Annotated in this window: 19 protein-coding genes; 10 read left to right on the top strand and 9 right to left on the bottom strand. The window is 64.3% G+C overall.

Going from position 1 to position 25,214, the window contains the following annotated elements; all coding sequences use genetic code 11:
- Positions 1-87 precede the first annotated feature (87 nt).
- The gene (locus DFP89_RS01685) at positions 88-1,389 is read right to left on the bottom strand and encodes an NCS2 family permease (protein ID WP_114347638.1); all 1,302 of its coding nucleotides are present in this window, start codon (positions 1,387-1,389) and stop codon (positions 88-90) included.
- A gap of 217 nt (positions 1,390-1,606) precedes the next feature.
- On the opposite strand from DFP89_RS01685, the gene puuE reads away from it, so the two are divergent.
- The 3 genes from puuE to DFP89_RS01700 all read left to right on the top strand — a co-directional run bounded on the left by puuE (position 1,607) and on the right by DFP89_RS01700 (position 4,599).
- Positions 1,607-3,019, top strand: a complete 1,413-nt coding sequence (gene puuE / locus DFP89_RS01690; RefSeq protein ID WP_114347639.1) for an allantoinase PuuE — start codon at positions 1,607-1,609, stop codon at positions 3,017-3,019.
- Positions 3,020-3,037: 18 nt separating this feature from the next.
- On the top strand, positions 3,038-3,856 hold the full coding sequence (locus tag DFP89_RS01695; protein WP_114347806.1) for a bifunctional allantoicase/(S)-ureidoglycine aminohydrolase: 819 nt from the start codon (positions 3,038-3,040) through the stop codon (positions 3,854-3,856).
- A gap of 125 nt (positions 3,857-3,981) precedes the next feature.
- Positions 3,982-4,599 (top strand): DsbA family protein, encoded by a 618-nt coding sequence (locus DFP89_RS01700; RefSeq protein WP_114347640.1) that lies wholly within the window; start codon positions 3,982-3,984, stop codon positions 4,597-4,599.
- Between the two features lie 49 nt (positions 4,600-4,648).
- Here the strand turns inward: DFP89_RS01700 and trpB are convergent, their stop codons facing one another.
- The 8 genes from trpB to DFP89_RS01740 form a co-directional block, all read right to left on the bottom strand.
- Entirely contained in the window at positions 4,649-5,881 is a 1,233-nt protein-coding gene (gene trpB, locus DFP89_RS01705) for a tryptophan synthase subunit beta (RefSeq protein WP_114347641.1), read from the bottom strand.
- Between the two features lie 50 nt (positions 5,882-5,931).
- A complete protein-coding gene (locus tag DFP89_RS01710; protein WP_245948564.1) occupies positions 5,932-6,387 on the bottom strand; it encodes a GNAT family N-acetyltransferase in 456 nt (151 codons plus the stop codon).
- Complete coding sequence (locus DFP89_RS01715) at positions 6,384-7,031, bottom strand: phosphoribosylanthranilate isomerase (protein WP_114347642.1); 648 nt, start codon at positions 7,029-7,031, stop codon at positions 6,384-6,386. Before DFP89_RS01715 ends, DFP89_RS01710 begins: the two co-directional genes overlap by 4 nt.
- 3 nt (positions 7,032-7,034) lie before the next feature.
- A complete protein-coding gene (locus DFP89_RS01720; protein ID WP_114347643.1) occupies positions 7,035-7,433 on the bottom strand; it encodes a lipopolysaccharide assembly protein LapA domain-containing protein in 399 nt (132 codons plus the stop codon).
- A 37-nt stretch (positions 7,434-7,470) separates the two neighbouring features.
- Positions 7,471-7,758: an integration host factor subunit beta gene (gene ihfB / locus DFP89_RS01725; protein WP_114347644.1), complete on the bottom strand. Its 288-nt coding sequence runs from the start codon at positions 7,756-7,758 to the stop codon at positions 7,471-7,473.
- Positions 7,759-7,953: 195 nt separating this feature from the next.
- Positions 7,954-9,633 (bottom strand): 30S ribosomal protein S1, encoded by a 1,680-nt coding sequence (gene rpsA, locus DFP89_RS01730; protein ID WP_114347645.1) that lies wholly within the window; start codon positions 9,631-9,633, stop codon positions 7,954-7,956.
- Positions 9,634-9,861: 228 nt separating this feature from the next.
- Complete coding sequence (locus DFP89_RS01735) at positions 9,862-11,037, bottom strand: acyltransferase family protein (RefSeq protein ID WP_114347646.1); 1,176 nt, start codon at positions 11,035-11,037, stop codon at positions 9,862-9,864.
- Positions 11,034-11,618, bottom strand: coding sequence for a (d)CMP kinase (locus DFP89_RS01740; protein ID WP_114347647.1), 585 nt, complete (start codon positions 11,616-11,618; stop codon positions 11,034-11,036). Before DFP89_RS01740 ends, DFP89_RS01735 begins: the two co-directional genes overlap by 4 nt.
- 265 nt (positions 11,619-11,883) lie before the next feature.
- Between DFP89_RS01740 and DFP89_RS01745 the strand changes: the two genes are divergently transcribed.
- From DFP89_RS01745 to DFP89_RS01775, 7 genes are all read left to right on the top strand, one after another.
- Positions 11,884-13,488, top strand: a complete 1,605-nt coding sequence (locus DFP89_RS01745; protein ID WP_114347648.1) for an ABC transporter substrate-binding protein — start codon at positions 11,884-11,886, stop codon at positions 13,486-13,488.
- Positions 13,489-13,558: 70 nt separating this feature from the next.
- Positions 13,559-14,566: an ABC transporter permease subunit gene (locus tag DFP89_RS01750; protein WP_114347649.1), complete on the top strand. Its 1,008-nt coding sequence runs from the start codon at positions 13,559-13,561 to the stop codon at positions 14,564-14,566.
- The gene (locus tag DFP89_RS01755; RefSeq protein ID WP_114347650.1) at positions 14,563-15,465 is read left to right on the top strand and encodes an ABC transporter permease subunit; all 903 of its coding nucleotides are present in this window, start codon (positions 14,563-14,565) and stop codon (positions 15,463-15,465) included. The genes DFP89_RS01750 and DFP89_RS01755 overlap by 4 nt, the downstream gene beginning before the upstream one ends.
- 3 nt (positions 15,466-15,468) lie before the next feature.
- Positions 15,469-16,308 (top strand): ABC transporter ATP-binding protein, encoded by an 840-nt coding sequence (locus tag DFP89_RS01760; RefSeq protein ID WP_114347651.1) that lies wholly within the window; start codon positions 15,469-15,471, stop codon positions 16,306-16,308.
- On the top strand, positions 16,305-17,150 hold the full coding sequence (locus DFP89_RS01765; protein WP_114347652.1) for an ATP-binding cassette domain-containing protein: 846 nt from the start codon (positions 16,305-16,307) through the stop codon (positions 17,148-17,150). The genes DFP89_RS01760 and DFP89_RS01765 overlap by 4 nt, the downstream gene beginning before the upstream one ends.
- An 82-nt stretch (positions 17,151-17,232) precedes the next feature.
- Complete coding sequence (locus DFP89_RS01770) at positions 17,233-18,273, top strand: lysine-2,3-aminomutase-like protein (protein ID WP_114347653.1); 1,041 nt, start codon at positions 17,233-17,235, stop codon at positions 18,271-18,273.
- A gap of 201 nt (positions 18,274-18,474) precedes the next feature.
- Entirely contained in the window at positions 18,475-25,053 is a 6,579-nt protein-coding gene (locus DFP89_RS01775) for a glycoside hydrolase family 99-like domain-containing protein (protein ID WP_114347654.1), read from the top strand.
- Positions 25,054-25,214: the final 161 nt, after the last annotated feature.

The following is a 25,214-nucleotide window of genomic DNA, read 5'->3' on the forward strand; positions in this document are numbered from 1 at the left end:
GGGCTGATTGGCCGGGATCATTCCAGTCGATCGCGTTCCGCGTTCTGGAATATTCGGCTCCCGTCCAGCAGACAGCCCCCGCTTTATTCATTCGACAAAGAACGCGAAGCGGATGACGAACAGCCCCGCCACGATCCAGGTCGCCAGATGCACCTCGCGCGCGCGTCCAGTCAGCAGCTTGATCAGCGCATAGCTGACAAAGCCAAAGGCCAGACCATTGGCGATGGAATAGGTGAAGGGCATCATCAGCGCCGTCAGCACCGCGGGCGCGCTTTCTGTCACGTCGCTCCAGGAAATCTCCTCGAACTCGCGCAGCATCAGGCAGGCGACATACAAAAGCGCCGGCGCCGTGGCATAGGCCGGAACCGAGCCGGCCAGCGGCGCAAAGAACATCGCCAGCAGGAACAGCCCGGCGACGACCAGCGCCGTCAACCCGGTGCGCCCGCCCGCCTGCACGCCCGAGGCGCTTTCGACATAGGCGGTGGTTGAACTCGTGCCCAGAACCGACCCCGCAAGGATCGCCGTCGAATCCGCCATCAGCGCCCGGCCCAGGTTCTTGTTGGTATGGGCCGGCCCCTCGGTCAAAAGACCTGCGCGCTTGGCGACGCCAATCAGCGTGCCGGTGGCGTCAAAGACCTCGACCAGCACCATGACCAGAATGACGTGAAAGATCCCGACCGTCAGCGCGCCGGCGATATCCAGCTGCAGAAAGGTCGGCCCGATCGAGGGCGGCATCGAGATCACGCCACCGAACGCACTCGCCCCCAGCATGATCGACAGCACCGTCACCACCAGAATCCCGATCAGGATCGCGCCGCGCACCTGCAGCGCGTCCAGCGCCGCGATGATGAAGAACCCCGCGATGGCCAAGAGCGTGCCGATCTGGGTCAGATCGCCCAGCCCCACCAGCGTGGCCGGATGATCGACAACGATGCCCGCATTCTTCAGCGCGATCAGCCCCAGAAACATGCCGATCCCCGCCGCGATGGCGCTGCGCATCGAGGTCGGGATCCCCGCGATCAGCCAGCGCCGGATGCCGGTCACCGACAGAAACAGGAACACCAGACCCGAGATGAACACCGCCCCCAGCGCCTGCTGCCAGGTGAACCCCAGCGCCCCCACCACGGTAAAGGCGAAAAAGGCGTTCAGCCCCATGCCCGGCGCCATGCCGATGGGCCAGTTCGCCCAGAGCGCCATGATCGCCGATCCCAGCGCCGCCGCCAGACAGGTGGCCACAAAGACCGCATCCCGGTCCATTCCCGTCGAGGACAGGATGTCCGGATTCACGAAGATGATATAGGCCATGGTCAGAAAGGTGGTGATCCCGGCGATCACCTCGGTCCTGACGCTCGTGCCATGGGCCGCTAGCCCGAATTGCTTTTCCAGCATTATTCCTCCCCTTGGGCGACGACAGCGCCGCAGCGGACAGAGTAGAGGCATCGATCTTCAACGCAAATCCCGGGTCTGGCGACAGAGTTTCAATTGAAATTTGAAGATCATGATTTTCAATGAATTTCGTGTTCTGTATATAGAATTTCGCCATTGCCTATAACCCCCGCATGATGATGTGTGAAAGCAGGGCCAGATTGGGGAAAGGGACGCAAGGATGCGATACAGCCGCGACATGATCGGTTACGGGGAAAACACCCCTGACCCGCAATGGCCCGGCAATGCCCGGATCGCCGTCCAGATCGTGATGAATTACGAGGAAGGCGGCGAAAACAGCATCGAGCATGGCGACGCCGCCTCCGAGGCGTTCCTGTCCGAAATCATCGGCGCCCAGCCCTGGCCCGGCAAGCGGCACTGGAACATGGAATCCATCTATGACTATGGCGCGCGGGCCGGGTTCTGGCGGCTGCACCGGCTCTTGAAGGACATTCCGATCACCGTCTACGGCGTCGCGACCGCCTTGGAGCGCGCGCCCGAACAGGTCGCCGCCATGCAGGCCGCGGGCTGGGAAATCGCCACCCACGGGCTGAAATGGATCGACTATCGCGACATCCCCCGCGAGGTCGAGGCCGAACATATCGCCCGTGCCGTCGATCTGCATACCCGCGTCACCGGCGAGCGCCCGCGCGGCTTTTATCAGGGCCGCACCTCGATGAACACGGTCGCGCTTGGCTGCGAGGAAGGCGGCTTTGAATATCTGGCCGACACCATCGCCGACGACCTGCCCTATTGGCATGTCCATCAGGGCCGGGCGCAGCTGATGGTGCCCTATACGATGGATGCCAATGACATGCGCTTTTCCAGCGGTCAGGGCTTTGGCACCGGGGTCGAGTTCTTTGACTATCTGCGCGACAGCTTCGATGTGCTTTACGCCGAAGGCGCGGCCGGCGCGCCCAAGATGATGTCGATCGGGCTGCATTGCCGGCTGGTGGGCCGTCCCGGCCGCGCCATCGCGGTGCAGAAATTCATCGAACATGCCCGCGCCCATCAGGGCGTCTGGTTCGCGACCCGTCTGGATATCGCCCGGCACTGGGCCAAGACCCATCCTTGGCAGTCGCGCGAGCGGCCCTCGCAGATGGAGCGCGACGCCTTCGTCCAGAAATTCGGCAGCATCTATGAGCATTCGCCCTGGATCGCCGAGCGGGTCTGGGACGCCGAAATGGGCGCCATCCACGACACCGCGGGCGGGCTTGCGGCGCGCATGGCGCAGATCTTCCGCGCGGCCAGCGATCAGGAGCGGCTGGGCGTGCTGCTGGCGCACCCCGATCTGGCCGGCAAGCTTGCCGCCGCCAAGCGCCTGACCGCAGACAGCACCTCGGAACAGGCCAGCGCCGGGCTCGACAGCCTGACCGATGGCGAACGGGCCGAATTCGACCGCCTGAACACCGCCTATGTCGCCAAGCACGGCTTTCCCTTCATCATCGCCGTGCGCGACCATGACAAGCCGGGGATCATGGCCGCCATGCGCGCCCGCATCGACAATGACACCCGGACCGAACGCGCCGAGGCCGAGCGTCAGGTGGCCCGCATCGGCACCCTGCGCCTGCAGCAGCTTCTGGGCACGAACTGAACCGCCATGGAGAAGCCCATGACCAGAACCTATGCCGGACCCTTCGCTGGCCTGCCGCCGCAAACGGACCTGTCGACCGACACCGCCATCTTTACCGAGGCCTATGCCGTCATCCCCGCCAGCACGATGCGCGACATCGTTACCAGCTTCCTGCCGGGTTGGACGGGCATGCGCATGTGGATCATCGCGCGGCCCCTGTCGGGTTTTGCCGAAACCTTCAGCCAGTATATCGTCGAGCTTGCCCCCGGCGGCGGCTCAGCCCGCCCCGAGGATGACGCGGGCGTGCAGGCGGCGATCTTTGTCACCGACGGCGCCATCACCCTGACCATCGACGGCCGCGACCATGAGCTGACGCCGGGCGGCTTCGCCTATATCCCGGCGGGCATGGCATGGTCGGTGAAAAACGGTGCCGAGACCTCGCGCTTTCACTGGTGGCGCAAGCGCTGGCAAGTGGTCGAGGGGCTGGATAAGCCCGATGTCATCATCACCAGCGACCGCGAGATCGCGCCGATACCGATGCCCGACACCAATGGCAGCTGGGCCACGACGCGCTTCATGGACCCCACGGATATGCGCCATGACATGCATATCACGGTCGTGACCTTCACCCCCGGCGGCTCGATCCCATTCGCCGAAACCCATGTCATGGAACACGGGCTGTTCGTGATCGAAGGGAAGGCCGTCTATCGCCTGAACCGCGACTGGGTCGAGGTCGGCCCCGGCGATTTCATGTGGCTGCGCGCATTCTGCCCGCAATGCTGCTATGCCGGGGGGCCGGGAAATTTCCGCTATCTGCTTTACAAGGACGTGAACCGGCACGCGCCGATCTGGAAATGATCCCTGCGGCGGGGCGCGCCTCATGCGCCCTTTCCGCCACCCGGGGCACGGAAATATCATGCGCTGGCGCTTGACCATCGGGACCTGTGATGGCTTTCAATGGGGGCCACAGGAAAGGAAGCCGCATGCGCAGCACAATCGCCGCCGTTGCCACCTCGCTTTTTTATGCCGTTTTTCCGGCGCCGGTCGCGGCGCAGGATCGCAGCGACGAGGAAATCGCCGCCGTCCGCAATGCGGTCTTCAATGACCCCGATGCCCCGGTCATGGGCAATCCCCGGGGCAAGACGGTGCTGGTCGAGTTCTCGGATTACAATTGCGGCTTTTGCCGCAAATCCATGCCCGAGGTCGCCGCATTGCTGAAATCCGACCCCAAGCTGAAGCTGGTCGTCCATGAGATCCCGATCTTTGGCGAGGGCTCGCGCTATGCCGCGATGGCGGCGCTGGCCGCCAAGGAACAGGGCAAATATCCCCAGTTCCATCAGGCGCTGATGTCGATGAAGGGCAAGGCCGAAGAGGCATCCGTCCTGCGCGTCGCGCGCGAGGTCGGGCTGGATGTCGAGCGTCTGCAGCGTGACATGACATCGCGCCGGATCACCGCGCAGATCGACCGCTCATTGTCCTTGGCCGATGAGATCGGGCTGGTCGGCACGCCCAGCTTCGTCATCGGTGAGCGCGCCGTCTTTGGCTATCTCAGCACCGCCGATCTGGCGGAACTGGTGGCCGAGGCACGCGCCGCAGAATAAGCGAAAACAGAATAGGCGAAAGCGGGGGCGATCACGCCCCCGCCTCTGCTCAGCCCTGGATGTCGTGGCCCAGATGCTTGGCCACGGTGAAGATGTCCTTGTCGCCCCGGCCCGACAGGTTCACCACCATGATATGGTCGCGCGGCAGGTCGGGGGCGATCTTGATGACATGCGCGAGCGCATGGCTGGGTTCCAGCGCCGGAATGATTCCTTCCAGCCGGCACAGCGTCTGGAAGGCGGCCAGCGCCTCGTCATCTGTGACGCTGACATATTCGGCCCGGCCCTGTTCCTTGAGCCAGGCATGTTCGGGGCCGATGCCGGGATAATCGAGACCGGCGCTGATCGAATGGCCCTCAAGGATCTGGCCCTCGCCGTCTTGCAGCAGATAGGTGCGGTTCCCGTGCAAGACGCCCGGACGGCCGCCGGTCAGGCTGGCGCAATGCTGCATGCGCGCGTCAACGCCCTTGCCGCCGGCTTCGACCCCGATGATGCGCACCGACCGATCGTCAAGGAAGGGATGGAACAGGCCCATGGCGTTCGAGCCGCCGCCGATCGCGGCGATGACGCTGTCGGGCAGGCGCCCCTCGCCCTCTTGCGCGGCAAGCTGGGCGCGGGTTTCGCGGCCGATGATCGACTGGAAATCGCGCACCATCGCCGGATAGGGATGCGGGCCGGCCACGGTGCCGATGCAATAGAAGGTGTCGCGCACATTGGTCACCCAATCGCGCAGCGCGTCGTTCATCGCGTCCTTGAGCGTGCCGCGGCCCGAGGTCACCGGCACCACCTCGGCCCCCAGAAGCCTCATGCGGAAGACGTTGGGCGATTGCCGCTCGACGTCATGGGCGCCCATATAGACCACGCATTTCAGCCCGAAGCGGGCGCAGACCGTCGCGGTCGCGACGCCGTGCTGGCCGGCGCCGGTCTCGGCGATGATGCGGCTTTTGCCCATGCGCCGCGCCAGCAGGATCTGGCCCAGCACGTTGTTGATCTTGTGGCTGCCGGTATGGTTCAGCTCTTCGCGCTTCAGATAGATCTTTGCGCCGCCCAGCTCCTCGGTCAGGCGGGGGGCGAAGTAAAGCGGGCTGGGGCGGCCGACATAGTGTTCCCACAGGTCGTCCATCTCGGCCCAGAAGCTGGGATCGGTCTTGGCGCGCTCATATTCCGCCTCGAGCGAAAGGATCAGCGGCATCAGCGTCTCGCTGACAAAGCGGCCGCCGAAAATGCCGAAGCGGCCCTGTTCGTCCGGACCGGTCATGAAGCTGTTGATGAGATCTTCGGCCATGGCTCTCCCCGGGCGCGGTCCTATGGATATTTGGGCATGAAAGAAGCCCGTCAGAGGGATTTCTTATATCCGATATGCGAGGCGGTAAAGCCGAGCCGGTCATAGAAGCGATGTGCGTCGCTGCGGCTGCGATTGGTGGTGAACTGCAAAAGCGTGCAGCCGGCGGCGCGGGCGCGGGTCTCGGCGTCATGGACCAGCGCCTCGCCGATGTTTTGGCCGCGACGATCCGAGGCGACGCGCACGCCTTCGATCTGGGCGCGACGGGCGGCGGAAAGCGACAGGCCCGAGATGAAGGTGATCTGGTAGCAGGCGACGATTTCCGCGCCGATCACGCCGAGGATCAACTGGTTCGCACCCTCGGCCTGCATGGCATCAAAAGCGGCGAGATAGGGGGCAAGATCGGCGGTTTCGCGGCCCTGCCCCAGCATGTCATCGGCCAGAAGCGCGATGACGGCGGGGACATCGGCGCGCGTGGCCGGGCGAAAACCCAGCGCTGACGCGGTCACAGCAGCGGCGCCGTGGCGCGGGCGATGAAATCGCGGATGCGCTCGGGGTCCTTGACGCCCGGCGCGCTTTCGACACCCGAGGACACATCGACCCCCGGCGCCCGGGTCAGGCGCAGCGCCTGGGTGACGTTTTCCGGGGTCAGGCCACCGGCCAGCAGCCAGGGCTTGAGGATCTGGCGCCCGGCCAGCAGCCGCCAGTCAAAGGCCAGCCCGTTGCCGCCCGGCAGTTCCGCATCTTTCGGTGGCTTGGCGTCGATCAGCAGCATGTCGGCGACCAGACCGTAATCCCAAAGCGCATCAAGGTCGCGCGGCTCGGCCACGCCCACGGCCTTTATTACCGGCAGGCCGGTCAGCGCCCGCACCTCGGTGACGCGGGCCGGGCTTTCGCTGCCGTGAAGCTGGATCATGTCCAGCGGCACCTGCGCCAGCACGGTCTGCAACAGCGCGTCATCGGGGTTCACGAAGAGCCCGACCTTGGCGATGCCCAAAGGCACCTCGGCCGCCAGGGCCGCCGCCTGTTCGGGCGTGACATGGCGCGGGGATCTGGCAAAAAAGACAAAGCCCAGATAGCGGGCGCCGGCCGACACAGCGGCGGCAACCCCCTCGGGCGAGGTCAGCCCGCAGATCTTGACGGTAGTGGACATGGTTCAGCGCGGCGCGGGCAGCGTATTGCCCGAGGCCGGGGCAGGCTTGCGCGCCCCCGCCTCGTCGAGAATCGCCAGAACCTCGTCCTTGGGGGCGGCATGGGTGCGGCGCAGGTCGCCCACCTCACGCTGCAACCGCGCCAGATCATGGGCGCGGGTCTTTGATTCGGCGCGCAGATGCGCCTCGCGCAGCCATTCCCAGACCAACCCGACTAGGACACCAAAGACCATGGCCAGAAACAGCGCAAGAAAGGCGGGCAAGGTCACGGTCCATGCCCGGCCGGTGAAGGCCGCGATATTTTCCGGCAACAGGCTGACCGTCACCGGGGCGCGGTTCGCCGTTGCCACCAAAATCAGCACGATCGCCAGAGTGACGACGAAAAAGATCCGGATCGTGCGCATGGTTCAACCCCGTAAAAGCCGCTTTGGCCAATCTGGCCTATTCGGCCTCGCCGTTCAACCGCTCACGCAGAAGCTTGCCGGTCTTGAAGAAGGGCACGTGCTTTTCCTCGACGCTGACGGATTCGCCGGTGCGGGGGTTGCGGCCCTGACGCGAGTCGCGCTTCTTGACGGAAAACGCCCCGAAGCCGCGCAGTTCGACCCGGTCGCCGCGCGCCATGGCATCGATGATTTCCTCGAACACCGTATTCACGATGCGCTCAACATCGCGCTGGAACAGGTGAGGGTTCTCCTCAGAGATTTTCTGGATCAATTCGGATCGGATCATTGTGGTTCCTGAATCTTGGCTGTTCCAACAATCATTCTGCCACGCCGATTGTAATGAGGGGCGCGCAGCAATCAATCACAGAACGCTGGCCTTCTGAAATGGTTGCGTTATTTTTTCAAACCGGGCAGTTCGCCCATTAGAAAACAAAAGCGCCCCCGGGACAAGCCGGAGGCGCAAAGTCTTCGTGTCCCGGGATCAGCCCTTGCTTTTCAGCGCGGCGCCCAGGATGTCGCCCAGCGAGGCGCCCGAATCCGAGCTGCCATACTGGTCGATGGCTTCTTTTTCCTCGGCGATCTCGCGGGCCTTGATCGACAGGCCCAGACGGCGGGTCTTGGTGTCGATGTTGGTGACGCGGACATCGACGTGGTCGCCGGTCTGGAAGCGCTCGGGGCGCTGGTCCTGACGGTCGCGGGCCAGATCGGAACGGCGGATGAAGGATTTCATGCCGTTATATTCGACCTCGATGCCGCCTTCCTCGATCGCCGTCACGGTGACGGTGATGACCGAGCCACGCTTCACGCCTTCGACGGCTTCGGCCATCTGATCGTTTTCAAGCGCCTTGATCGACAGCGAGATGCGCTCCTTGTCGATATCGACCTCTTGCACGACGGCTTTCACCACATCGCCCTTGCGGAAGTCCTGGATGGCGTCCTCGCCACGGGCATCCCACGAGATGTCCGACAGGTGGACCATGCCGTCGATATCGCCTTCAAGGCCGATGAACAAACCGAATTCGGTGATGTTCTTGACTTCGCCCTCGATGACGGTGCCGACCGGATGGGTCTCGGCGAAGACTTCCCACGGGTTGCGCATGGTCTGCTTGAGACCCAGCGACACGCGGCGCTTGGCTTCGTCGATTTCCAGCACCATGACGTCAACCTCCTGCGAGGTCGAGACGATCTTGCCGGGGTGGACGTTCTTCTTGGTCCAGCTCATTTCCGAGACGTGGACCAGACCTTCGACACCGGCTTCCAGTTCGACGAAGGCGCCGTAATCGGTGATGTTGGTCACGCGGCCGGAATGAACCGAGCCGATCGGGAACTTGCTGGCGACCGTATCCCACGGATCGGCCTGAAGCTGCTTCATGCCCAGGCTGATGCGGTGGGTGTCCTTGTTGATCTTGACGACCTGAACCTTGACGGTTTCGCCGATCGACAGGATCTCGGACGGGTGGTTGACGCGGCGCCATGCCATGTCGGTGACGTGCAGCAGGCCGTCAACGCCGCCAAGGTCAACGAAGGCACCGTATTCGGTGATGTTCTTGACCACGCCCTCGACCGTCTGACCTTCGGTCAGGTTGGCGATGACTTCGGCGCGCTGCTCGGCGCGGCTTTCTTCCAGGATGGCGCGGCGCGACACGACGATGTTGCCACGGCGGCGGTCCATTTTCAGGATCTGGAAGGGCTGCTTCAGACCCATCAGCGGGCCGGCGTCGCGCACGGGGCGCACGTCAACCTGCGAACCCGGCAGGAACGCAACAGCGCCGCCCAGATCGACGGTGAAGCCACCCTTGACGCGGCCAAAGATGGCGCCTTCGACGCGCTCTTCGGCGGCATAGGCTTTTTCCAGACGATCCCAGGCTTCTTCGCGGCGGGCTTTCTCGCGCGAGATCGAGGCTTCGCCACGGGCGTTCTCGACGCGGTCAAGATAGACCTCGACTTCATCGCCGACAGCCAGCTTGGCGTCTTCGCCGGGATTTGCGAATTCTTTCAGATCGACGCGGCCTTCCATCTTGTAGCCGACATCGATGATGGCCTGCCCCGCTTCGATGGCGATGACACGGCCTTTGACAACCGAACCTTCGTCCGGGGTGTCAATGGCGAGGCTTTCGTTCAGGAGGGCCTCGAACTCCTCCATGGTCGCTTTAGCGCACATATATATCCAGTTTCCTTTACATGGTTTTCCGGCCTGGCGGTTGTCTCCGCCGGTCTTTTTGTAGACGCCGGGTCAAGCGCGAAAGGGTCGCGGCTTGGGCCCGACCCTGTCTGAAGCGGCCTGTTCTGGCCCCATCTCTTGTTCCGACCGGCGCCGTATAGCGGTGATCGCGGGGATTTGCAAGGCTTTCACCCCCGTTTTACCCCAAGCCGCGTGTGCTCACCGCAGCTAAAGGACCGGGCCGCGCCTGCCGCCGCGATGGCGCCGCCTCAGCATCAGGAAACGGCGCTCGAACAGGCGAAAGCTCAGTTCGGCCATGACCAGCGTGATCGGCAGATAAATCAACGTTGTCAGCACATTGGCACCGTTCCCTTGCGGCAGCAGCCGGGCGACCAGCTCATTGGCGACATGCAGGCCGATCAGGTGATAGAGATAGATCCCATAGCTGATTTCGCCGATGCGGCGGATCGGGGCAAAGCGCAGCAGCGGGCTCAGCGCATTGTCCTCGCGCATCACCAGCGACACCAGAAACAGCGCCATGAGCAGGCACATCACCGCCCCCGGCCAGCTTTTGAGGTTTTCAGGCGAGACGTGAAGCCAGAGCAGCAGCAGCGCCAGAAAAACCGCCGACGCGGCGCGATGGCCGCAGACCGCCCATAAGAGCCGGAAGCCCGCCCTTTGATCCAGCAGCACCGCCGCCAGGGCGCCGCTCAGCAAGGCGGCAAAGGACATGACCGGCAGCACAAAGACCGCGTGCTGGGTCTGGAGCCGCGGCAGTCCTCCCGCGCCCGCGCCAAGGGCGAATGCCAGCAAAACCGCGATCACCCCCAAAAGCAGCAAGATCCGCCGCCATGCCAGCAGCGGCAGCAGCACCATGGTCAGCGGCCAGAGCAGATAGAATTGCTCCTCGACCGACAGCGACCATGTGACCGACATCAGCGGGATCTGCTCGCGCAGGAAATTCGCCAGGAAAAGCAGGTAGTAAGGCACCAGTGGCAGCAATTCGTGCCGATCCTTGACGCCGATCCAGTAGACCGACATCGCGGTCAGCAGCAGCAGATAGGCCGGCAGGATGCGCAGCGCCCGCCGCCAGTAAAAGGCCGAAAGCGAGATCGTGCCGCTGTCGCGTTCCTCGCGCAGCAAAAGCGTGGTGATCAGGAAACCGCTGAGGACAAAGAACATGTCCACGCCGACAAAGCCGCGCGTCAGCAGTTGCACGGATGACGCCGGATCCATCAGCGGGCTGTGGTGCCAGATCACCGCCAGAATGCACAGGCAGCGCAACCCGTCGAGCGATCCGAAATGCCGCCGCCCCAGATAGCGGGCATAGGCATCGTCATGCGCCGCGACAGCCGCCGCGCCCGGCGACCCCGGCAAGGCGCCCTGCCCCGCCTGCCTGCTCAAGCAAGCACCTGCCGCACCGTCTCGACGGCGCGGGCCACGGCGGCCTCGATGCTCATCTCGCTGGTGTCGAGCAGGATCGCGTCATCCGCCGGGCGCATCGGCGCCACGTCGCGCGCCGCGTCTCGGGCGTCGCGTTCGCGCAGTTCGACCAGCATCCGCGCCTCGTCCGCGCCCAGTTCCAGCGCGCGGCGGCGGGCGCGGATCTGATCGCTGGCGGTGACGTAAAGCTTCACTTCGGCCATGGGACAGATCACCGTGCCGATATCGCGCCCGTCCAGCACCGCGCCGGGTTCCTGCCGCGCGAATGCGCGCTGGAACGCGACCAGCGCCGCGCGCACCTCGGGGATGGCTGCGACACGGCTGGCGGCCTGCCCGGCCTCGGCGCTGCGCAGATCGCCGCGCGCCAGATCCTCGGGCGAAAGGCTGTTGGCGGCGGCAATCGGATCGCCGCCGCGCGCGCCCACGGCGCGGTAAAGCAACCCCGTATCCAGATGATGAAAGCTGAAACGCAGGGCCAGCGCCCGCGCGATGGTTCCCTTGCCCGAGGCGGCGGGTCCGTCGATGGCAATGGTAAAGGGCATGGATTCCTCGTCTGTGCGGACAGCCCTATCCATTGCATCCTGCGGGGTCAAAGGTCCAGCACCCGCGCGCCGCGCGATGCCGGGACATCCGCAGCGAAACCGCATGGTGCGAAAACGGGCAGAACGCGCGCCACATGGCCGCCGCTTCGTCGTTTCGTCGCGTCACTTGGGCAAATCTGCCTATCCCAATGGCAGAAGGCTTGACCTTTAGCGTGGATTGGTTTGCATCTTTGCACAGAGAATAAATCTAGACATGGGAGGCAATATGTCGATCTTCTCAACCCGGTTCCTTGCAGCTTCCGCGCTGGCCCTGATGGCCGCCGCACCCCTGCATGCGAAAACCTTCGTCTACTGCTCGGAAGGCTCGCCCGAGGGCTTCGACCCCGCGCCCTATACCTCCGGCACGACCTTCGACGCCTCGGGCCATGCGGTCTATAACCGCCTTGTCCAGTTCAAGCCCGGCACCACCGAAATCGAACCCGCGCTGGCCGAAAGCTGGGAAGTCTCGGAAGACGGGCTGGAATACACCTTCCATCTGCGCAAGGGCGTCAAGTTCCACTCGAACGAGAAATTCACCCCGAGCCGCGATTTCAACGCCGATGACGTGATCTTCACCTTCAATCGTCAGGCCAATGCCGACGATCCGTGGCACCAGTATATCGCCGGCATCACCTATGAATATTATTCGTCGATGGAAATGGACAAGCTGATCAAGTCCATCGAAAAGGTCGACGACAACACCGTCAAATTCGTGCTGAACCACCCCGAAGCGCCCTTCCTGGCCAATATCGCCATGCCCTTCGTCGCGGTGGTGTCCAAGGAATATGCCGATGCGCTGGACAAGGCCGGCACCAAGGAAGACCTGAACAACGCCCCCATCGGCACCGGCCCGTTCAAGTTCGTGGCCTATCAGAAGGACGCGGTGATCCGTTACCAGAAGAACGCCGACTATTGGGGGACCGCGCCCAAGATCGACGATCTGGTCTTTGCCATCACCCCCGATGCCTCGGTGCGTCTGCAAAAGCTCAAGGCCGGCGAATGCCACCTGATGCCCTATCCGGCGCCCGCCGATCTGGCCGACATCAAGGCCGATCCGAACCTGAAAGTCGATGAACAGCCCGGCCTGAACGTGGGCTATCTGGCCTATAACACCACCGTCGCCCCCTTCGACAAGCCCGAGGTCCGCAAGGCGCTGAACATGGCGCTGGACAAGAAGGCGCTGATCGAGGCCGTCTATCAGGGCAATGCCGAGGTCGCCAAGAACCCGATCCCGCCGACCATGTGGTCCTATAACAGCGCCATCGAGGACGACGCCTTCGACCCGGAGGCCGCCAAGAAGATGCTGGAGGAAGCCGGCGTCAAGGACCTGAGCATGGAAATCTGGGCGATGCCGGTGCAGCGTCCCTACATGCCCAACGCCCGCCGCGCCGCCGAGCTGATGCAAAGCGATCTGGCCAAGGTCGGCGTCAAGGTCGAGATCGTCAGCTATGAATGGGGCGAATACCTCAAGAAATCCATGGAAGCGGGCCGCAAGGGCGCCGTCATCCTGGGCTGGACCGGCGACAATGGCGACCCGGACAACTTCCTGTCGGTGCTGCTGAGCTGCGCCTCGGCCGAGCCGGGCGGTGCCAACCGCGCCTTCTGGTGCAACAAGGAGTTTTCGGATATCATCGCCAAGGCCAAGGCGACCTCGAACCATGACGAGCGCGTCAAGCTTTACGAAGAGGCACAGGTCATCTTCAAGAAAGAGGCACCCTGGGCCACGCTTGCGCATTCGACCCAATACGTGCCGATGGCCAAGAACGTGACCGGCTTCGTGCAGTCGCCGCTGGGTGATTATACCTTCGATACCGTCGACCTGACCGAATAAGGCCAAAGCGACATCAACTCTTGCGGCCGTGCGGGGCACTTCCCCCGCACGGCCCTTAGGTTAGGGCTCGATGCTAAAATTCATCCTCTCGAAACTTCTCTATCTGATCCCGACCGTCTTCGGGATCACGCTGGTGGCCTTTGGCTTCATCCGCCTGCTGCCGGGCGATCCCGTGCTGCTGATGGCCGGCGAACGCGGCGTCTCGCCCGAGCGTTACGCCGAGATCACCGCCCAGCTTGGCTATGACAAGCCGATCTGGCAGCAATATCTGCAATATCTGAACCAGCTCGCGCATGGCGATCTGGGCAATTCGCTGGTCACCAAGAAGCCCGTTCTGGCCGAGTTCCTGACGCTGTTTCCGGCGACGGTCGAGCTGGGGCTGGTCGCCATCCTGATCGCCACGCTGATCGGCGTGCCGGTGGGCGTGCTGGCCGCGATCAAGCGCGGCTCGTGGTTCGACCAGATCTCGATGACCGGGGCGCTGGTCGGGTTTTCCATGCCGATCTTCTGGTGGGGACTGCTGCTGATCATCCTGTTTTCCGGCATCCTTGGCTGGACGCCGGTCTCGGGGCGCATCTCGCTGATGTATTTCTTTCCGCCCGTCACCGGCTTCATGCTGATCGACAGCCTGTTGTCGGGGCAGGACGGCGCGTTCATGTCGGCGCTCAGCCATCTGATCCTGCCCTCGATCGTGCTGGCGACGATCCCGCTGGCGGTCATCGCCCGCCAGACCCGCTCCGCCATGCTTGAGGTCATGGGCGAGGATTACGTCCGCACCGCCCGCGCCAAGGGTCTGTCGCCCTCGCGCGTCATTGGCGTCCATGCGCTGCGCAATGCCATGATCCCGGTCATCACCACCATCGGCCTGCAGGTCGGCGTGCTGCTGGCCGGCGCCATCCTGACCGAGACGATCTTCTCATGGCCGGGCATCGGCAAATGGATGATCGATTCGATCTCGCGCCGCGACTATCCGGTGGTGCAAAGCGGGCTGCTGTTGATCGCCGGCATCGTGATGATCGTGAACCTGCTTGTGGACCTGACCTATGGTCTCATCAACCCGAGGATCCGCCACAAATGACCGATACAACCGTCAAAATCTCGGACGCGGCCATTCGCCGGCAGATGCTCAAGGACTTCTGGTTCTATTTCAGCCAGAACCGGGGCGCCGTCATCGGCCTTGCCGTCTTTGTGCTGCTGGTGCTGACCGCCATTTTCGCGCCGCTGATCGCGCCGCATGACCCGAACCAGCAGTATCGCGACGCCCTGCTGGTCCCGCCGGTCTGGCAAGAGGGAGGCCGCGCCGGCTTTCTGCTGGGCACCGACGCGGTCGGCCGGGACATGCTGTCGCGGCTGATCTATGGCGCGCAATATTCGCTGTTCATCGGCATCGTCGTCGTCGCCATCGCCCTGATCGGCGGCGTCATCATCGGGCTGGTCGCCGGTTTCTATGGCGGCTGGGTGGACAGCGTCATCATGCGCGTCATGGATGTGGTGCTGGCATTCCCATCCCTGCTGCTGGCGCTGGTGCTGGTGGCCATTCTGGGGCCGGGCCTGACCAATGCGATGATCGCCATCGCCATCGTCTATCAGCCGCATTTCGCCCGCCTGACCCGCGCCGCGGTGATGGGCGAAAAGGCCCGCGAATATGTGACCGCCGCCCGTGTTGCGGGCGCAAGCAACCTGCGCCTGATGTTCAAAACCATCCTGCCGAACTGCCTTGCGCCGCTGATCGTTCAGGCGACGCTGAGCTTTTCCAGCGCCGTTCTGGACAGCGCCGCGCTGGGTTTTCTGGGCATGGGCGCACAGCCCCCGGCCTCGGAATGGGGCACGATGCTGGCCGAAGCGCGCGAATTCATCCTGCGCGCATGGTGGGTCGTGACCTTCCCGGGCCTCGCCATCCTGATCTCGGTGCTGGCAATCAACCTGATGGGCGACGGTCTGCGCGACGCGCTTGACCCGAAACTGAAGCGGAGCTGAGCCATGTCGATTCTGACCATCCGCAATCTGACCGTGCGCTTTGCCACCTCGACCGGCAGCTTTACCGCCGTGGACGGCATCGACGTCCGCGTCGACAAGGGCGAGGTTCTGGCCATCGTGGGCGAATCCGGCTCGGGCAAGTCGGTCTCGATGCTGGCGGCGATGGGGCTTTTGCCCGACACCGCCATCGTCACCGCCGATGAGATGACCTTTGACGGCCAGAACCTGCTGGCCATGACCCCGCGAGAACGCCGCCGGATCATCGGGCGCGAGATCACGATGATCTTTCAGGAACCCATCGCCTCGCTGAACCCGTCTTTCACGGCCGGCTACCAGATCGAGGAGGTCCTGCGCTTCAACGCCGGGCTTTCGCGCAAAGCGGCCCGCGCCCGCGCCATCGAGCTGTTCAATCAGGTCGGCCTGCCCGACCCCGAGGGCAAGCTGAAATCCTATCCGCACCAGATGTCGGGCGGGCAGTCGCAGCGGGTGATGATCGCCATGGCGATTGCCACCAATCCGCGCCTGCTGATCGCCGATGAGCCGACAACGGCGTTGGACGTGACCATCCAGAAGCAGATCCTCGACCTGCTGATACGGTTGCAAGAGGAAACTGGCATGGCGCTGATCCTGATCACCCATGACATGGGCGTGGTGGCCGAAACCGCCGACCGCGTGCAGGTCCAGTACAAGGGCAAGAAGATGGAAGAGGCCGACGTGCTGAGCCTGTTCGAGAACCCGAAGAACCCCTATACCCGCGCGCTGCTTTCGGCCCTGCCCGAAAACGCCACCGGCGACCGGCTGCCCACCGTGGCCAGCTTTCTGGACAGCGAGGTATCGGCATGAGCGTGGTCGTCGAAGGCCGGAACATCCTGCGCGATTACCATATCGCGGGTTCGCTGACGCGGCCGGCAAAGACCGTTCATGCGGTCAAGGGCATCAGCTTTACGGTGGAACGCGGCAAGACGCTGGCCATCGTGGGCGAAAGCGGCTCGGGCAAGTCGACGCTGGCGCGGATCGTGGCACTGATCGATCAGGCCAGCGGCGGTGAATTGCTGATCGAAGGCAAGCCCATCGATATCGGCAAGGAAAAGCTGACCCGCGAGATGCGCTCCAAGGTGCAGATGGTGTTCCAGAACCCTTACGGTTCGCTGAACCCGCGCCAGAAGATCGGCGACGTGCTGATGGAGCCATTGCTTCTGAACACCGACACGCCCGCCAGCGAACGCCGCGACCGGGCGCGCGAGATGCTGGTCAAGGTCGGGTTGCCGGCCGAGCATTTCAACCGCTATCCGCATATGTTCTCGGGCGGGCAGCGCCAGCGCATCGCCATCGCCCGCGCCCTGATGCTGAACCCGACGCTGCTGGTTCTGGACGAGCCGGTCTCGGCGCTGGATCTGTCGGTGCAGGCACAGGTGCTGAACCTGCTGGCGGATCTGCAGGAAGAGTTCAATCTGGCCTATGTCTTCATCAGCCATGACCTGTCGGTGGTGCGCTATATCGCCGATGACGTGTTGGTGATGAACCGGGGCGAGGCAGTCGAACAGGGCACGCGCGAGGCGGTCTTTGCCGACCCCAAGCACCCCTATACGCGCGAACTTTTCGCCGCGACCCCGATCACCGATGTCGAGGCGATCCGCGCGCGCGTTGCCCGCCGCGCGGCGATGCGCGCCGCCGCCCGCGCCTGAGAAAACTTGCAAGGGCGGGCCGTCTTGCGTTAGACGCCCGCCTTTGCACCCCAACGAGGCCGCCGTGCCCCAGCGTCCCCCAATGCGTCCCCTGACCAGTGTTTCCGCCATGATCGAGGCGGGCCTTGCCCCCGGCGATGACTCCGCAGTGCTGGAAGAGGTCGCCTCGGAATTCCGCATCCGCATGACGCCGGCGATGCAGGCCGCCGCCCGGCCCGGCACCGCCGCTGATCCCATCGCCGCGCAATTCGTCCCCGATGCGCGCGAGCTGGACACCCGCCCCGAGGAACTGCTGGACCCGATCGGCGACGACATCCACAGCCCCGTCCCCGGCCTGACGCATCGCTATCCCGACCGGGTGATCCTGCACATCACCAAGACCTGCGAGGTCTATTGCCGCTTCTGCTTCCGCCGCGAGGTGGTGGGCGAGGACGGCACCCTGCCCGAAGACGACCTGACCGCGGCGCTGGACTATATCGCCCGCACCCCCGCCATCCATGAAGTGATCCTGACCGGCGGCGACCCCTTGGTGCTGTCGCCCCGCCGCATCGCCGCCGTGATGGCCCGGCTGACAAAAATCCCGCATCTGGATGTGGTGCGCATCCATACCCGCATTCCGGTGGTCGCCCCCGACCGCATCGACGCGGCCATGGTCGCGGCACTGCGCACTGAAAGGCTGGCGGTCTGGCTGGTCCTGCACACGAACCACGCCAATGAACTGACGCCCGATGCCTGCGCCGCCTTGGCGCGGTTGGCCGATGCGGGCATTCCCCTGCTGTCCCAAAGCGTGCTGTTGCGCGGCGTCAATGCCGATGCCGACACATTGGCCGACCTGTTCCGCGCGCTGATCCGCAACCGCGTCAAACCCTATTACCTGCATCATTGCGATCTGGCGCGCGGCACCAGCCATTTCCGCACCTCGATCGCCGAGGGGCAGGCGATCATGGCCGCCCTGCGCGGGCGCATTTCGGGCACCTGCCTGCCGCAATATGTCCTTGATCTGCCGGGCGGCCATGGCAAGGTGCCCTTGGGGCCGGGTTATCTGGATGAAACCGCGCCGGGGCGCTGGCTGATCCGCGACTGGCAGGGCACTCCCCACGAATACCGCGATCCCGGGGCCTGAGCAGGCCGCCCCTTCCCTGCGGGAATGCCTGCCGATGCGGGTGATCGCGGCTTGCACGGCGGGAACAGAGAGATTAGCACTCTCCCGTCCCGAGCAGCGAGAAATACATTGGCCACAAAACGTTCCAGAGCCCCGAAAAAGGTGAAAACCACCCGTCAGTGCCTGCTGGTTCTGGGGATGCATCGTTCAGGAACCAGTGTGGTGACACAGCTTCTCAGCATTGCCGGCGCCAAGCTTCCGAGCGAGCTGCTGGGTGCGAATCCGGGCAATGAATTCGGCCATTTCGAATCGACATGGATGATTGATCGCGACGACAGGCTGCTGCGCGATCTGGGCAAGGCCTGGGACGAATGGTCGCGGATCGACCTTGAGGCCGCGCCGGGCGATGTGATCGCCACCTATGTCTCGGATCTGCGGCGCTTCGTGCAGAAGGAACTGGGCGACGAGGCGCTGCTGGTCCTGAAAGAACCGCGCACCTGCCGCCTGCTGCCGCCGATCCTGCGCGCGCTGCGCGCCGATGATATCGAGCCGCTGATCGTCGTTCCCTATCGCAACCCGCTTGAGGTCGCCGGCTCGCTTCTGGCCCGCGACGGCATCAGCCTGCGCGAGGGGGTGCTGCTGTGGTTGCGCCACAGCATCGATGCCGAACGCGACAGCCGCGGCTGCAAGCGCAGCTTCATCGCCTATGAGGCGCTGTTTGACGACTGGCGCGGGAACTTCCAGCGCATGTCCAAGGATCTGGGCATCGACTGGCCGCGCAATCTGGACCGGATCGCCCCCGAGGCGGACAAGGCCATCGTCCGCGGCGCGCGCCACAACAAATGGACCTCCGAGGACCTTGAGAAGACCGCATATGCGCGCGGTCTGGCGCTGCGCGTGCTGGAGGCCTGCGAGAGCTTCGCCATAGATCCCGCCGATGCCGGGGCCATGGCCACGATGGATGCCGTCTCGGCGCAGTTCGAGGAGCTGGTCGAACTGACCCAGCCCGCGATCCGCGACACCCGCGCCGCGCTCGCCGCCGCCAGCACCGAGGCCGAGACGCAAAAGCAGGAAAATGCCCGCCTGATCGACCGCAACACCGATCTGCAGCACAACCTTCAGGGCATCTGGGAGCTGCATAACATCGTTTCTGAGCTAAACCAGAAGAACGATCTGTTCATCAGCGATCTCAGATCGCAGGTCGCCGAGCGCCAGAACATGCTTGTCGCCGCGAATGAGGCGCGCAGCGGGCTTGAGCTTCGCGTGGCAAGCAGCGAAACCGCCCGCAGCGCGGCCGAGGCCGAGGCCACGCGGCTTGGCGAGACGCTCACCGAACTGGGCCGCGATTTCGAGGCGGCCACGGCAAAGCTGACCCGGACCGAGCAGGACCTGCTGGAGCTTCGCACCGACGCCGCCGATCTTGCCACGGTCGCGGCGGATCGCCAGGCCGAGGCCGAGCGACTGCGCGAAGCCCTGCGCGCCAAGCAGATCGAGTCGGGCCATTACGCCCAGGGCGTCAAGGACCGTCTGGCCGAAATCGACAATCTGACCAACATGCTGCGCGAGGTCTATGGCAGCAGTTCGTGGCGGATCACCCGGCCGCTGCGCTTCTTCGGGCGCGCGGTCCGCAAGGTGCTGCGCCTGCTTCGCGGCATCGCCCGCGGCATCGCGCTGGCCATCTGGCGCCTGCTGCCGATCTCGACCAGCAAACGCGTCCAGTGGAAGAACCGGCTCTTTTCCTCGTCGCTGGGGCGCCGGATGTTCGGCTCGACCGCGCTTTACCAGCAATGGCAGGCCGTTCAGGTCGTGCGCTTCGAAATGCCCGCGCCGGCGCAGGCCAAGAGCGCCAGGCCCGCGCAATCAGCCGACCGTTTCCGCTCGGCCACGCAATCCGCGACCGAAAGCCGCGCCTCGGCGGCCGGCAACCGGGTCGAGGTGGACACGGCCAATCATTTCGTGCCCCGCCGGATCCAGACCGATCTGACCGATCCGATGGCGCGGCTGATCGCCTTTTACCTGCCGCAGTTCCACGCCATTCCCGAAAACGACGCATGGTGGGGCAAGGGCTTTACCGAATGGACCAATGTGCGGCCCGCCAAGCCGATGTTTCCCGGGCATTACCAGCCGCATGAACCGCTGGACCTGGGCTATTACGACCTGACCGACATCGAGGCGCAAAAGCGCCAGATCGAGCTGGCCAAGCTTTATGGCCTCGGCGGCTTCTGTTTTTACTGGTACTGGTTCGGCGGCAAGCGGCTGCTGGAAAAGCCGGTCGAGAACTGGCTGAACAACCCGGAACTGGATTTCCCCTTCTGTGTCTGCTGGGCCAATGAGAACTGGACCCGGCGCTGGGACGGCAAGGATTCCGAAATCATCATGGGCCAGAAACATTCGCCCGCGGATGATCTGGCCTTCATCGCCGAGCTGGGCCCCTATCTGCGCGACCCGCGCTATATCCGCATCAATGGCAAGCCCCTGGTGCTGGTCTATCGCCCGAGCGCCCTGCCCGATGCGGCCGCGACCGCCGGGCGCTGGCGCAACTGGTGCCGGCAGAACGGCATCGGCGAGATCTATCTGGCCTATACCCAGTCCTTCGAACTGGCCGATCCCAGGGTCTATGGTTTCGACGCCGCGATCGAGTTTCCGCCGAACAACGCCTCGCCCACGGTGCTGACCGACCGGATCGAGGGGCTGGACCCGGAATTCAACGGCATCGTCTATGACTGGAATTTCTATGTCGATCGCAGCCGCGACTATCCGCAGCCAGATTACCGGCTGATCCGCTCGGTCTGCCCGGCCTGGGACAATACCGCGCGGCGCAAGAAGGGCGGCGCGATCTTTCTCAACAACACGCCCGGCGAATATGCGACCTGGCTTGGCAATGCGATCACCCGGACGCTGGCCGACGCGCCGACCCCGGATGAGCGCATCATCTTCTGCAACGCCTGGAACGAATGGGCCGAGGGCGCGCATCTCGAGCCCGACACCCGTTTTGGCTATGCGTGGCTCGAAACCACCCGCGATGCGCTGGACCCGCATGCCACGCCCAGGCATGTCACGCTGATCGGCCATGACGCGCATCCGCATGGCGCGCAGCTTTTGCTGCTGAATCTGGCGCGCAGCTACCGGCAGGCCGGGCTGACGGTCAAGATCGTGCTGCTGGATGGCGGCTCGCTGGTCAAGGACTATGCCGAAGTGGCGCAGGTCGCGCAGCTGCCCGATCTGGCCAGCAAGCGCGACGAGGCGCTGCGGCTGCTGCGCGGACTACGCTCGGAACATGGCGAGGTCGCGGTGGTCAACACCACCGTTTCGGGCAGCGTCGCGCCCTTGCTGCAAGAAGCCGGCTACAGCCCGGTGGCGCTGATCCACGAGATGCGCTCGGTCTATGCGCAGATGGACCTCAAGCGGCAGATGCAGGCCCTGGCGGTGGCTGACGCGCCGCTGGTCTTTCCGGCCCGCATCGTGCAGGCGCAGTTTGAAGAGGCGCTGGGACAGGCCGTGACCCGTCCCGCGCTGCGCCCGCAGGGTCTTTATCTGCGCCCGGCGCCCCGCGACCCGGTCGCCCGCGACGCGCTACGCGCCGAATATGCGATCCCGGCCGGCGCGCCGCTGGTTCTGGGCGTGGGCTATATCGATCACCGCAAGGGCGCCGATCTGTTCGTGCAGGCCCTGGCCGAAATGCGCAAGGCCGGCATCCCCGCCGAGGCGATCTGGATCGGCCATGCCGACCGTGACGAGCTGCCGCGTGTCGCGGCGCTGGCGAAACAGCTGGGCGTCGCGGATCACGTCCGCTTCCCCGGCCGCCAGCCCGATCCGGCGCGCTTCTATGCGGCCGCCGATCTCTTCCTGCTGACCTCGCGCGAGGACCCCTATCCTTCGGTCGTGCTGGAGGCGATGGCGGCAGAGCTGCCAGTGGTCATGTTCGCGGGCGTCACCGGCTCCGAGGATCTGGCCGCGCGCGGTCTGGCGGTGGCCGTCACCGCCGAAAATCCGCAGGCCATGGCCGAGGCCGCCGCAAATCTGCTTGTCGATGCCCCCGCGCGCGAGGCGATGGTAGCTGCCGCCGCCCGCCATATCGCCGACGAGACCAGCTTTACCGAATATGCCTTTGACCTTCTGAAGCTGGGCGGCAAGCCGGTGCCGCGGATCTCGGTCATCGTTCCCAGCTACAACTATCAGGACTATATCCGCGACCGCATCGAAAGCGTCGCGGCACAGGACATGCCGATCCTGGAGATCATCGTTCTGGACGATTGCTCGACCGACCGCAGCCCCGAGATCATCGCCGAGATCGCCGCATCCAGCCCGGCACCGATCCGCTTCGTGCCGGGACGGGCCAATTCCGGCAATGTCTTCAAGCAATGGCAAAAGGGGCTGGAGCTGGCGCGCGGCGATTACATCTGGATCGCCGAGGCCGACGATCTGGCCGCGCCGGACTTCCTGTCCACGGTCATGCGCGGCTTCGAGGCGCCGGGCGTGGTGCTGTCCTATTGTGAATCGGCGCAGATCGACGGCAAGGGCAACCCGCTGGCCGCCGATTACCGCTATTACACCAATGGCGTCGCACCCGGAAAATGGGATCGCAATTACCTCGCCTCGGGCCAGGCCGAGATCGAACAGGCGCTGTTCCTGAAAAACACCATCCTGAACGCTTCGGCGGTGGTGATGCGGACGGACGCGCTGCGCGCGGTCTTTGCCGCGCATCGCGAGGAAATCGAGGGGCTGCGCTTTGCCGGCGACTGGGCGGTTTATCTGAACCTTCTGGCCAAGGGCGACATCGCCTATTCGGCGCTGTCGAAGAACTATCACCGCCGCCATCAGTCCAGCGTCACCATCTCGAATTTCAATGCCCTCCAACTGGACGAGATCATCGCCATGCAGCGCAAGGCGCGCGCGCTGATCGGGGCGGACCCGCAGCGCGACCACCGCAGCGCCGCCTATATCGCCGAGCTCGAGCAGCAATTCGGCGTACAGCGCGAAACCGCGCCCGAAACCGAGAGCCGGAAAGGAAAGGCGACCCCCATGACGGAAACCACGCCCGTGAACCGGCCCGATATCTTCATCGTCGGCACGATGAAGGGCGGGACCACGGTCCTGCATGAATTCATGGCCTTGCACCCGGAAATTCATGCCGGGACCAAGAAGGAAATCCATTACTTCACATTGTTCGAGACCAAGGGGCTTGACTGGTATCACGACCATTTCAAGGACCTGCCCGCCGGCCAGCATTATCTTGATGCCAGCCCCACCTATTTCGACATGGCCACCAGCATGGGCCTGCCGGCCCGGATCGAGAGCTACAACCCCGACGCGCGGGTCATCATGCTGGCCCGCGATCCGGTCGAGCGCGCGGTCTCGCATTTCAACCATTTCCGCAAGGTCAACAAAATCCCGGCGCTGCAGGAAATGTCCGCCGACGAATTCTTCTCGCGGGATCTGGAACTGGCGCTTGGCCAGATCAACCCCATCGATTTCTATCTGATGCAATGCATCGATTTCAGCCTCTATTTCCGCAAGGCCCACAACTACAGGAAGGTTTTCGGCGACCGCTTCATGGTCGTGGACAATGACGACCTGTCGCAGCAGCCGCAGGAAACCATGGAGCGGGTCTTCCGGCATGTCGGCGTCGATCCGATCCGCAGCGAAGGGTTCAACCAGCGCAAATACAGCCATCAGGGCGACAAGAGCGGCCTGCCGCTTGAGCCGGCAACGATCGCCAGGCTGAACAAGATCTTCGGCGCCAATTACAATTCCTTCTGCAACCTGACCGGGCTGCGGAACCGCAATGCCGATCTGGTCAAGGCGGCTGCGGCAGCCAAACCCGCCCCGGTCGCCATGCCCACCGGCAGCTCCGACCATGGCGGCGGCGCAAGGATGCAAGAGCTCGCCGCCAAAAGCGCCCCGGACACCAGCGTCCGGACCGAGAATGGCGTGCTGGTCGGCAAGGATGACTGGCTGTTTCTCTGGGACGGCTCGAACGAGGTACATCGCTATTACACCGAGCCGGATTACTTCACCGACAAGGACGTGCAGGACTGGGTCGATCTGCTGACCGCGCGCCGGGACCGGATCGAGGCGCTTGGCGCGACCTACCGGCATATGACGGTGCCCGACAAGCTGTCGCTGCTGCCCGACATGGCGGGCGTGCCGCTGCCGAATTTCGACCGCCATCCGGCAAGCCTCATCGCCGCGCGCCTGCCGGGCGACGGGCTGAATATCGACATCCTTTCTGATCTGCGCGAGGCCGGGAAAGAGGCGCCGGTCTTCTACCGGACCGACAGCCACTGGAATTCGTTTGGCTGCCAGGTGGCCTATCGCCGGCTCTGCGCCATCCTGGGGGCCACGCCCCGCGACTTCTCGGACCGCAAGAGCGGCGGCAAGCTGATGTCCATGGATCTGGGCCAGAAGCTTGCGCCGCCGCTTCAGGAAGAGGCGCGCTTCACCATCGTCAAGCGCGATGCCCAACGCGTCTCCGAAAACGAGCCGGTGCGCTATAACGAGCAGACCGGCTTTCGCGAGGGCAAGCCGCGTTTCGTCGGCTGCCATGTCCATCTGCGCAATGACAGCCCCGACGCGCGCCCCGAGACCCTGCTGCTCTTTGGCGATTCCTACAGCGAGTTCCGTCCGCATCTGCTGACGGCCATGCTGGCCGAAACCTATCGCGATGTGCATTTCGTCTGGTCCGCCAATCTGGATTTCGACCTGATCGAGCGGCTCCGTCCGCAGATCGTCATCTCACAGATCGCCGAGCGCTTCATGCGCACCCTGCCCACGGACGAGTTCCAGGTCTCGCTCGACTGAGCGGGCCGGCATGATCGGTATGAATTGCGGGATGCGCGGCTGAGGCTGCGCATCCCGTCACATTTCGGAAGTGCCGCCGCTGCCGGCCGGTCCTTCGCGGGCCATCATCCTTTCGTAAGATCGCGGCCGTCCCGCAAATCGGACATATGGCTCTGATTGAC

This window comes from Paracoccus lutimaris (assembly GCF_003337565.1).
GTDB lineage: Bacteria > Pseudomonadota > Alphaproteobacteria > Rhodobacterales > Rhodobacteraceae > Paracoccus > Paracoccus lutimaris.

Excerpts from the sequence above, each read along its gene's own strand:
- DFP89_RS01685 (WP_114347638.1), bottom strand. The coding sequence starts at position 1,389 with ATGCTGGAAAAGCAATTCGGGCTAGCGGCCCATGGCACGAGCGTCAGG.
- puuE (WP_114347639.1), top strand. The coding sequence starts at position 1,607 with ATGCGATACAGCCGCGACATGATCGGTTACGGGGAAAACACCCCTGAC.
- DFP89_RS01695 (WP_114347806.1), top strand. The coding sequence starts at position 3,038 with ATGACCAGAACCTATGCCGGACCCTTCGCTGGCCTGCCGCCGCAAACG.
- DFP89_RS01700 (WP_114347640.1), top strand. The coding sequence starts at position 3,982 with ATGCGCAGCACAATCGCCGCCGTTGCCACCTCGCTTTTTTATGCCGTT.
- trpB (WP_114347641.1), bottom strand. The coding sequence starts at position 5,881 with ATGGCCGAAGATCTCATCAACAGCTTCATGACCGGTCCGGACGAACAG.
- DFP89_RS01715 (WP_114347642.1), bottom strand. The coding sequence starts at position 7,031 with ATGTCCACTACCGTCAAGATCTGCGGGCTGACCTCGCCCGAGGGGGTT.
- DFP89_RS01720 (WP_114347643.1), bottom strand. The coding sequence starts at position 7,433 with ATGCGCACGATCCGGATCTTTTTCGTCGTCACTCTGGCGATCGTGCTG.
- ihfB (WP_114347644.1), bottom strand. The coding sequence starts at position 7,758 with ATGATCCGATCCGAATTGATCCAGAAAATCTCTGAGGAGAACCCTCAC.
- rpsA (WP_114347645.1), bottom strand. The coding sequence starts at position 9,633 with ATGTGCGCTAAAGCGACCATGGAGGAGTTCGAGGCCCTCCTGAACGAA.
- DFP89_RS01740 (WP_114347647.1), bottom strand. The coding sequence starts at position 11,618 with ATGCCCTTTACCATTGCCATCGACGGACCCGCCGCCTCGGGCAAGGGA.
- DFP89_RS01745 (WP_114347648.1), top strand. The coding sequence starts at position 11,884 with ATGTCGATCTTCTCAACCCGGTTCCTTGCAGCTTCCGCGCTGGCCCTG.
- DFP89_RS01750 (WP_114347649.1), top strand. The coding sequence starts at position 13,559 with ATGCTAAAATTCATCCTCTCGAAACTTCTCTATCTGATCCCGACCGTC.
- DFP89_RS01755 (WP_114347650.1), top strand. The coding sequence starts at position 14,563 with ATGACCGATACAACCGTCAAAATCTCGGACGCGGCCATTCGCCGGCAG.
- DFP89_RS01760 (WP_114347651.1), top strand. The coding sequence starts at position 15,469 with ATGTCGATTCTGACCATCCGCAATCTGACCGTGCGCTTTGCCACCTCG.
- DFP89_RS01765 (WP_114347652.1), top strand. The coding sequence starts at position 16,305 with ATGAGCGTGGTCGTCGAAGGCCGGAACATCCTGCGCGATTACCATATC.
- DFP89_RS01770 (WP_114347653.1), top strand. The coding sequence starts at position 17,233 with ATGCGTCCCCTGACCAGTGTTTCCGCCATGATCGAGGCGGGCCTTGCC.